The sequence below is a fragment of the Virgisporangium aliadipatigenens genome, from assembly GCF_016863615.1.
GTDB lineage: Bacteria > Actinomycetota > Actinomycetes > Mycobacteriales > Micromonosporaceae > Virgisporangium > Virgisporangium aliadipatigenens.
Window position 1 is genome coordinate 1 of sequence record NZ_BOPF01000084.1, and the last position, 8,943, is coordinate 8,943.

Genomic DNA, 8,943 nt, shown 5'->3' on the forward strand with positions numbered 1-8,943 from the left:
ACGCCACCGCCGGGCCGTACGCCACCGCCGGGCCGGGAGGTCGGGGAGCCGTCCCGCCGGCGGGTGAGCCGCGGGGGCGCCGGGCGCCGGCCGCCGCGGGGGAGGCGGCGTCCCGCCGGCAGGAGACCCGCCGATGATCGTCGCCCGTACCCGCGAGGAGTTGGCCGCGGCCCGCGCCGACCTGCCGGGCCGCGTCGGGGTCGTGATGACCATGGGGGCACTGCACGAGGGGCACGCCGCCCTGCTGCGCGAGGCCCGCCGGGGCGCCGACTCCGTGATCATGACCCTCTTCGTGAACCCCCTGCAGTTCGGCCCGAGCGAGGATCTCGACCGCTATCCGCGCACCCTGGAGGCCGACCTCGCGGCGGCCCGGGCCGAGGGCGTCGACCTGGTGTTCGCGCCGGACGTGGCCGTGATGTACCCCGGGGGCGAGCCGGCCGTGCGGGTCAACCCGGGGCCACTGGGCGAGGTGCTCGAGGGCGCCAGCCGTCCCGGCTTCTTCCACGGGGTCCTGACGGTGGTGCTCAAGCTGTTCCACCTGACAAAGCCGGATGTGGCCTGGTACGGCGAGAAGGACTACCAACAGCTCGCACTGATCCGCGCCATGGCTCTGGATCTTGATCTGGGAATCGACGTGCGCGGCGTCCCGACGGTCCGCGAGCCGGACGGGCTCGCCCTGTCCAGCCGCAACCGCTACCTCTCGGCCGAGGAGCGGGAGACCGCGCTGGTGCTGTCCCGGGCGCTGTCCGCGGCCGCCGCCGAGCGCGGCCACGGACCGGATCTCGCCCTTGCCGCCGCCCACAAGATTTTCGAGGGAACGCCCGAAGCCCGGCTCGACTACTGCGTCGTCACCGCCCCCGACCTCGGCCCGCCGGCCGCACACGGCGCCGGTCGCATCCTGGTCGCCGCACGCGTGGGCACCACGAGACTCATCGACAACGCCTCCCTGGAGCTGTGAATGTTCGCCCGCACCATGTTCAAGTCGAAGATCCACCGCGCCACGGTGACGCAGGCCGATCTCCACTACGTAGGGTCAGTGACGATCGACGAGGAACTGATGGCGGCCGCCGATCTTCTTCCGGGGGAACAGGTGGCCATCGTCGACATCACCAACGGCGCCCGCCTGGAGACGTACGTGATCCCGGGTGCGCCAGGCTCCGGCGTGATCGGCATCAACGGCGCGGCGGCCCACCTGGTGAACCCCGGTGACCTGGTCATTCTCATCTCGTACGCGCAGATGGACGACGCGACCGCGCGCGCCTACGTGCCGCGCGTCGTGCACGTCGACGCGGACAACCGGATCGTGGCGCTCGGCGGCGACCCGTCCGAGGCCGCGCCGGGCATCGCCGGAGACGCCATTTCCTCACCTTTCGCGGTTGCGCGCTGACCTGACGTAAACTCCGGCTCGGGCCGGATGAAACGGAGGGTGATGTGCGCGCACGGTTCGGCGGTCTCGCCGTTCTCGCCCTCGCGGCGCTTCTGGCCGGGGGGTGCGCCGCCCCGGCGGGGCTCGACGGCGACCTGACCGACGACTGGGGCGCCCTTCCCGAGGCGCGCGTGCCGGCACCCCGTTCGGGGGCCTGCTACGACGTGCCGGACGGGGCGCCCAAGGGCACCGTGCAGTGGCCGGCGCCGGTCGACTGCGCGGCCGCGCACACCGTGGAGACCATCCACGTCGGCACCTTCGAGGGCGGCGACCCGTCGAGCGTGCCCATGCAGGGCAGCCCCGAACGCCGCGGCGCCTACACCGACTGCACCGGCAGGGCGAAGGAGTTCCTCGGCGACGACTGGCGCACCGGCCGGCTCGACCTGGTGCTCGTGCTGCCGATCCAGCCGCACTGGCAGGCCGGTGCCCGCTGGTACCGCTGCGACCTGCTGGAGTACCGGGACGTCGACGAGTACGAGGTGGTGCGGCGTTCGGGCACCCTGCGCGACGGCCTCGCCGGTGCGCGGCCGGTCGGCCTCGGCTGCGTGGCCGTCACCGAGACGCCGCAGAAGCGGATCGACAAACTGGCGCCGGTCGACTGCGGGACGCCGCACAACGGCGAGTTCGCGGCCGTCGTCGACCTGCCCGAGGGCGCGTACCCGACCGACCCGGCCGCGGCCGGGGACCAGCGGCTGCGCAGCTGCGCCGCACCGGTGGCCACGTTCGCCGGGATCCCGAACGACGCCGAGCTCGCCGACCGGATCGGCTGGGTGGCGTCGCCGTTCAGCGAGATCGACTGGCAGCTCGGCAACCGCGGCGTGCGCTGCTACGCGTACAGCGGCGATCCGCTCGTCGGTTCCGTCAAGGGGGCCGGCCCGGAGAAGTTGCCGCCGGACTGATGCGCCGCGTTCTTCTCGCCCTCGGGCTGCTGCTGGCGCTGCCGGGCTGCGCGGCGAAGCCGATCGCGGGCGACGGCAACCTGGTCGACGACTGGCAGGCCGTGCTGGAGGCGACCGTCGCGCCGCCGCCGGCCTCCGCCTGCTACACGTCGCCGGGCGGCCGGGCGGGCGGCATCAGCGTCAACGGCCTGCCCGCCGTGGCGTGCGCCGAGGAGCACACCGTCGAGACGTTCAAGGTGGCGGAACTGCCGGAGAACATGGCCGGCCTGCCGAGCGCGCCCGCCCCGGACAGCGCCGACGCCCGGCTGCTCTTCGCCGACTGCGAACATTCCGCGAAGCAGTTCCTCGGCGACGAGTGGTTCACCGGGCGCCTGTACCTGTACGCGAGCCTCCCCTCGACCCGGCACTGGGACGGCGGAGCCCGGTACTACCGCTGCGACCTGGCCGAGACGAAGAGCCTGCTCAACACGTTGGTGCCGCGCAAGGGCAGCCTCAAGGGCGCGCTGACCGACAAGAAGCCGCTCGCCGCGACCTGCTACGAGTACGTCGACGTGACCGACGGCGCCGCGAAGGACCTGGCGGCGGTGGACTGCCTCAAGCCGCACGACGCGGAGTTCGCGGGAACGTTCCTGCCGGTGGGTGACGCGATGCCGGCCGAGGGCACCGCGCAGGAGGAGGTCGGCTTCCCGGGCTGCACCGACGTCGTCGCCACCTACCTCACCGGCGAGAAGGAATCGATGATGGTCGGCGTCCTCTACTGGGGCTTCTCCGCCCGGGACTGGGGCCGCGGGGATCGGCGGCTGCGCTGCTACGCCACGGCGCCGGAGGGCAAGCGGATGCTGGACAGCGTCAAGGGCATCGGCAACGGCGTACCGCAATTCGGCTAGCCGCTTGTGTTACGGCCGCGTGACGCGCATCGCTTCGGAAACACTTCCGTGATGATTCACTGATCGGATGGTTGCCACTGACCGTCCGGTGTTGCCGACCCGCCTCGCGGGACCCGCACCGGGCTGGGCCGAGCGCACCGACGTCGTCGTGGTCGGCTCCGGGATCGCCGGGCTCACCTGCGCGCTGCACCTGCGCGAGGCCGGCCTGCACGTCACGGTCGTCACCAAGGAGAGCATCGACGACGGTTCCACGCGTTGGGCGCAGGGCGGGATCGCGGCCGTGCTGGACCCGTTCGACACGCCGGAGGCGCACGCCGCGGACACCATGGTCGCCGGTGTGGGGCTGGGCGACCCGGCCGCGATCGACGTGCTGGTGCGCGAGGGACCGACCCGGGTCCGCGAACTGATGCGCCTCGGCGCCGACTTCGACCGCCACGCGGACGGTTCGCTGATGTTGACCCGCGAGGGCGGGCACCACGCCAACCGCATCGTGCACGCCGGCGGCGACGCGACCGGTGCGGAGGTCCAGCGGGCATTGCACACGGCCGTTCGGCGCGACCCGTGGATCCGCCTCATCGAGAACGCCCTCGTGCTCGACCTGCTCCGCGCGAACGACGGCCGGGCCTGCGGGGTCACGTTGCACGTTCTCGGCGAGGGCACCGAGGACGGGGTGGGCGCCGTACTGGCCCGCGCGGTCGTGCTCGCCACGGGCGGCATGGGCCAGATCTACGCGGTCACCACCAACCCGTCGGTCAGCACCGGCGACGGGGTCGCCCTGGCGCTGCGCGCCGGTGCCGAGGTGACCGACCTGGAGTTCGTGCAGTTCCACCCGACGGCGTTGTACACCGGGCGGGGCGGGGCCCAGCAGCCGCTGGTCAGCGAGGCGCTGCGCGGCGAGGGCGCGTACCTGCGCGACAGCGACGGCAAGCGGTTCATGGTCGGCCAGCACGAGCTGGACGAACTGGCCCCGCGCGACATCGTCGCGAAGGCGATCCACCGGGTGATGACCGCCGAGGGCGGCGACCACGTCTGGCTGGATGCGCGGCACGTGCCCGACGTCGCCGGCCGGTTCCCGACGATCACGGCGTACTGCCGCGACGCCGGTGTCGACCCGGCGCACGACCTGGTGCCGGTGGCGCCCGCGGCGCACTACGCGTCGGGCGGCGTGCGCACCGACCTGAACGGCCGCACCTCGATCGAGGGCCTGTACGCCTGCGGCGAGGTGGCCTGCACCGGTGTGCACGGCGCCAACCGCCTCGCCTCGAACTCCCTGCTCGAGGGGCTCGTCTTCGCCCGGCGCATCGCGGCCGACATCGTGGCCGACCCGCCGCGGCAGGCCGAACCGGTGTACCCCGAGATCACCGGCGGGGTCTTCGACCCGGCGGGCCGGGCCGCGCTGCAGCGGGCGATGAGCCGCGGCGCGGGTGTGCTGCGTAGCGCCCAATCCCTGCGCGAGGCCGCGCACGCCGTGACAATGAACGAGCCCGGGACACCCGGCACCGCCGCGTGGGAGGCGACGAACCTGTACACCGTCGCCTCGGCGCTCATCGGTGCGGCGACCGCACGGGAGGAGACCCGCGGCTGCCACTGGCGCGAGGACTTCCCCGAGGCGTCGGACGAGTGGCTGGGCCATCTGCTGGTGACGTTGGACGGAGTGACGTGGCAGGCCAATCGGTGAACCCCGAAGAGGTGCAGCGCATCGTCGAGACCGCGCTGACGGAGGACGTCGGCACGGGTGACGTGACGACGCTCGCCACCATTCCCGCGCAGCAGTCCGACACGGCCGACCTCGTGGCGCGTGCGCCCGGCATCGTGGCGGGGCTCTTCGTGGCGCGGGCCGTCTTCGAAACGGTGGGCGCAGGTCGTTCCCTCGAATGGGTGTCGCATGTGGACGACGGCGCGCGGGTGGCGCGCGGCGACCTGATCGCGACGGTGACCGGCCCGACCCGGGTCCTGCTCACCGCCGAACGCACCGCGCTCAACCTGCTCTGCCGGCTGTCCGGGGTCGCGACCCACACGCGGGCCTGGGCCGAGGCGCTCGCCGGCACGAAGGCGCAGGTGCTGGACACCCGCAAGACCACGCCGGGCCTGCGCGTCCTGGAGAAGTACGCGGTGCGGGTCGGCGGCGGCACCAACAAGCGCATGGGCCTCTACGACGTCGCGATGATCAAGGACAACCACAAGCTGGCCGCGGGCGGCCTGACCGCCGCCTTCCGCCGGGTCCGCGAGACGTTCCCGGCCGTCCCGATCCAGGTCGAGGTGACGACCGTGGCCGAGGCCGTCGAGGCCGTCGAGGCGGGTGCCGACTTCCTGTTGCTGGACAACATGTCGCCGGAACTGCTCCGTGCGGTCGTGGCCGTCGTCGGTGACCGTGCGGAGCTGGAGGCGACCGGGGGGCTCACGCTCGACCGGGTTCGTGAGTACGCCGAGACCGGTGTGGACTACCTTTCCGTGGGGGCGTTGACGCATTCATCGCCCATCCTCGACATCGCGCTGGACCTGCGTACTTAGGCGGACGATCGGTGCTGCTCTGTATCGACATCGGTAACACGAACACGGTTCTCGCCACGTTCGAGGGCGACAAACTCGTGCACAGCTGGCGCACCAAGACCGACGCGCGTTCCACCGCCGACGAACTGGGCCTGATGTTCCGCGGCCTGCTCGCCGCCGACGCGGTGGAGATAACCGGGGTGGCGGCCTGCTCGACGGTTCCCGCGGCGCTGCGTTCGTTGCGCGCGATGCTGAAGCGCTACTACGCGCAGGTGCCCGCCGTCATCGTCGAACCGGGCGTGCGCACCGGCGTGCAACTCGCCATCGACAACCCGAAAGAGGTCGGCTCCGACCGGGTGGTGAACACGCTCGCCGCGTACACCCTGTACGGCGGCCCGGCCGTGGTCGTGGACTTCGGCACCTCCACCAACTTCGACGTCGTTTCCGCCAAGGGGGAATTCCTCGGCGGAGTGCTCGCACCGGGAATCGAGATCTCGGTGGACGCGCTCGCCCAGCGGGCCGCGCAGCTGCGCAAGGTCGAACTCGTGAAGCCGCCCCGCGTCATCGGCAAGAACACCGTGGAATGCCTGCAGTCCGGAGTGGTGTACGGCTTCGCCGGCCAGGTCGACGGAGTGGTCCGCGGCATCATCTCCGAAGTGGGACCGCTGACCGCGGTGATCGCCACGGGCGGCCTCGCTCCGGTGGTGATCGACGAGTGCGCCACCGTGACCCATCACGAACCGTGGCTGACGCTCATCGGCCTCCGCCTCGTGTACGAGCGCAACCGCCCGGCATAAACGCTTTCTCCACCGCCCGTAGTCTTGGTACGTGACTGAACTTCCGGTGGAGACCACAGTGGACGACGACCTTCCGGAGCAGATGCGGATCCGCCGGGAGAAGCGGAACCGGCTGCTGGAATCCGGTCGGGAACCGTACCCCGTCAATTTCCCGCGCACCGCCTCGCTCGCGGAGATCCGTGCGCGCTACGCGGACCTGCCGACCGATACCGCGACCGGTGACAAGGCGGCGCTCGCCGCCCGCGTGATTTTCATCCGCAACACCGGGAAGCTCTGTTTCGCCACGCTCCGCGCGGGTGACGGCACGGAGTTGCAGGCGATGCTCTCGTTGGACCGGGTCGGCCAGGAGTCGCTCGACGAGTGGAAGCGTCTGGTCGATCTCGGTGATCACGTCGGAATCCACGGCGAGATCATCACCAGCCGGCGCGGCGAACTCTCGATTCTGGCCGACTCGTGGGTCATGACGGCGAAGGCATTGCGTCCGCTTCCGGTGGCGCACAAGCCGCTGTCGGAAGAGGCGCGGGTACGGCAGCGCTACGTCGACCTCGTGGTCCGTCCGGAGGCGCGCGACATGGTGCGGTACCGGTCGACGGCCGTTCGGAGTCTGCGCGACACATTCCACGCCGACGGTTGGGTGGAGGTGGAAACTCCGATGCTGCAACTGATGCACGGGGGTGCGGCCGCCCGGCCGTTTGTCACGCATTGCAATGCGCTCGACACCGATTTGTACCTGCGGATCGCGCCGGAGCTTTATCTCAAGCGCTGCGTCGTCGGCGGTATCGAGCGGGTCTTCGAGATCAATAAGAACTTCCGCAACGAGGGCCTCGACTCGACGCATCAGGCGGAGTTTGCGATGCTCGAGGCGTACCGCGCCTACGCGGACTACCGCGACATGGCCGCCCTGACCACACGCCTGGTGCAGAACGCCGCGCGGGCCGTGTTCGGCTCCGAGACGGTGGTACATCATGACGGCACCACCCTCGATCTGAGCGGAACCTGGCGCGAGGTCACCCTTTACGGGTCCCTCTCGGAGGCTCTGGGCGAAGCTGTGACCGTCGATACCCCGATGGGCCGATTGCTCGAATTGGCGGACAAGCACGGGATCTCGGTGGATCCGCTCTGGGTTCCCGGCAAGCTCGTCGAGGAGCTGTTCGAGGAGTTGGTCGTGCCGGGTCTCGTGCAACCGACATTCGTCTATGACTACCCGGTCGACACGTCACCGCTCGTACGCCAGCACCGTACGCAACCGGGGCTCACGGAGAAGTGGGACCTGTACGTACGCGGCATGGAGACCGCCACCGCCTATTCCGAACTGGTGGATCCGGTGGTGCAGCGTGAGCGACTGGTCGCCCAGGCGGCACTCGCGTCGAAGGGAGATCCGGAGGCGATGCGCCTCGACGAAGACTTCCTGCGGGCGATGGAATATGGGATGCCGCCGTCCGGCGGTATGGGTATGGGCATCGACCGACTACTCATCGCACTCACGGGCCTCGGAATTCGGGACACAATCCTGTTCCCGTTGGTCCGGCCGGAATAACGGTACGGGCACCCACTTCGCTAAACCCGCCGTCATGCGCTAAAGTTTGGCGCGAATGCGGGGGAGTCCCCTTTCGGGAAGGAATGACAGGTGGCCAGGCGGACGATTCAGGTGCTCACCGACGACCTTGACGGCGGGGAAGCTGAAGAGACAGTGAAGTTCGGCCTCGACGGCGTTCAGTACGAGATCGACCTGTCTTCGAAGAATGCCACGAAGATTCGCGAGACGCTTGCGCCGTTCGTGGCGGCGAGCCGGAAGATCGGGCGCGGGGGCGTCGTGCCGGGCGGTCGGGCCGCCGCGGCGCGCGGGCGGGGTGGAGCCGCTGCCGACCGCGACCAGAACAGGGCCATTCGCGAATGGGCTCAGGCGAAGGGGTATGAGGTGTCCGGCCGCGGCCGGATCAAGCAGGAGCTGGTCGACCGCTACCACGCGGAAGCCGGTCGCTGACCCTCCCGTCCCCGTGTCGAACATCGGCCCGCCCGGCAGCTGCCCGGGCGGGCCGTTTCGCTCTTGGCGTATTACCGGGACTTGCGGAACACCCCACTCATGCCGTTGGTTGGGCATTTCATCCGGTGAGGAGCCACCTGGCCGGATGTAAGGGCTGAACAACCTCCCCGCACCGGCGATACCCGTCGGGCGGCGGAGATAGAGTGAGGGCACGGTCACGTTGGCGCCCGCCAGATCTGTCCGGCGTCGGCACCCGCGGGCACGGCATGTGAGGGAGCAGGGATGTTCGAGCGGTTCACCGACCGAGCACGAAGGGTTGTCGTCCTGGCACAGGAAGAGGCCCGGATGCTCAACCACAACTACATCGGCACCGAGCACATCCTGCTCGGCCTCATCCACGAGGGCGAGGGCGTCGCCGCGAAGGCCCTGGAGAGTCTGGGCATCTCGCTGGAGGGCGTCC

10 protein-coding genes are annotated in these 8,943 nt (G+C 70.5%); all 10 read left to right on the forward strand.

Annotated elements, in window-relative coordinates:
• Positions 1-133: 133 nt before the first annotated feature.
• Positions 134-958 (forward strand): pantoate--beta-alanine ligase, encoded by an 825-nt coding sequence (gene panC / locus Val02_RS46660; protein WP_203905838.1) that lies wholly within the window; start codon positions 134-136, stop codon positions 956-958.
• Positions 959-1,387, forward strand: a complete 429-nt coding sequence (gene panD / locus Val02_RS46665) for an aspartate 1-decarboxylase (RefSeq protein WP_203905839.1) — start codon at positions 959-961, stop codon at positions 1,385-1,387.
• Between the two features lie 44 nt (positions 1,388-1,431).
• Complete coding sequence (locus Val02_RS46670; RefSeq protein WP_203905840.1) at positions 1,432-2,325, forward strand: septum formation family protein; 894 nt, start codon at positions 1,432-1,434, stop codon at positions 2,323-2,325.
• Positions 2,325-3,212 (forward strand): septum formation family protein, encoded by an 888-nt coding sequence (locus tag Val02_RS46675; RefSeq protein WP_203905841.1) that lies wholly within the window; start codon positions 2,325-2,327, stop codon positions 3,210-3,212. Before Val02_RS46670 ends, Val02_RS46675 begins: the two co-directional genes overlap by 1 nt.
• Before the next feature lie 67 nt (positions 3,213-3,279).
• A complete protein-coding gene (locus Val02_RS46680) occupies positions 3,280-4,890 on the forward strand; it encodes an L-aspartate oxidase (RefSeq protein ID WP_203905842.1) in 1,611 nt (536 codons plus the stop codon).
• Entirely contained in the window at positions 4,872-5,723 is an 852-nt protein-coding gene (gene nadC / locus Val02_RS46685; RefSeq protein ID WP_203905843.1) for a carboxylating nicotinate-nucleotide diphosphorylase, read from the forward strand. Before Val02_RS46680 ends, nadC begins: the two co-directional genes overlap by 19 nt.
• A gap of 11 nt (positions 5,724-5,734) precedes the next feature.
• Positions 5,735-6,499 carry a type III pantothenate kinase gene (locus tag Val02_RS46690; RefSeq protein ID WP_203905844.1) on the forward strand — a complete coding sequence of 255 codons (765 nt, stop codon included), beginning with the start codon at positions 5,735-5,737 and terminating at the stop codon, positions 6,497-6,499.
• A gap of 82 nt (positions 6,500-6,581) precedes the next feature.
• Positions 6,582-8,036, forward strand: coding sequence for a lysine--tRNA ligase (gene lysS / locus Val02_RS46695; protein WP_373318072.1), 1,455 nt, complete (start codon positions 6,582-6,584; stop codon positions 8,034-8,036).
• A gap of 90 nt (positions 8,037-8,126) precedes the next feature.
• Complete coding sequence (locus tag Val02_RS46700; RefSeq protein ID WP_203905846.1) at positions 8,127-8,483, forward strand: histone-like nucleoid-structuring protein Lsr2; 357 nt, start codon at positions 8,127-8,129, stop codon at positions 8,481-8,483.
• Positions 8,484-8,765: 282 nt separating this feature from the next.
• A partial coding sequence (locus Val02_RS46705) for a Clp protease N-terminal domain-containing protein (RefSeq protein ID WP_203905847.1) occupies positions 8,766-8,943 on the forward strand: 178 nt, incomplete at its 3' end.

Excerpts from the sequence above, each read along its gene's own strand:
- panC (WP_203905838.1), top strand. The coding sequence starts at position 134 with ATGATCGTCGCCCGTACCCGCGAGGAGTTGGCCGCGGCCCGCGCCGAC.
- panD (WP_203905839.1), top strand. The coding sequence starts at position 959 with ATGTTCGCCCGCACCATGTTCAAGTCGAAGATCCACCGCGCCACGGTG.
- Val02_RS46675 (WP_203905841.1), top strand. The coding sequence starts at position 2,325 with ATGCGCCGCGTTCTTCTCGCCCTCGGGCTGCTGCTGGCGCTGCCGGGC.
- Val02_RS46680 (WP_203905842.1), top strand. The coding sequence starts at position 3,280 with ATGGTTGCCACTGACCGTCCGGTGTTGCCGACCCGCCTCGCGGGACCC.
- lysS (WP_373318072.1), top strand. The coding sequence starts at position 6,582 with ATGCGGATCCGCCGGGAGAAGCGGAACCGGCTGCTGGAATCCGGTCGG.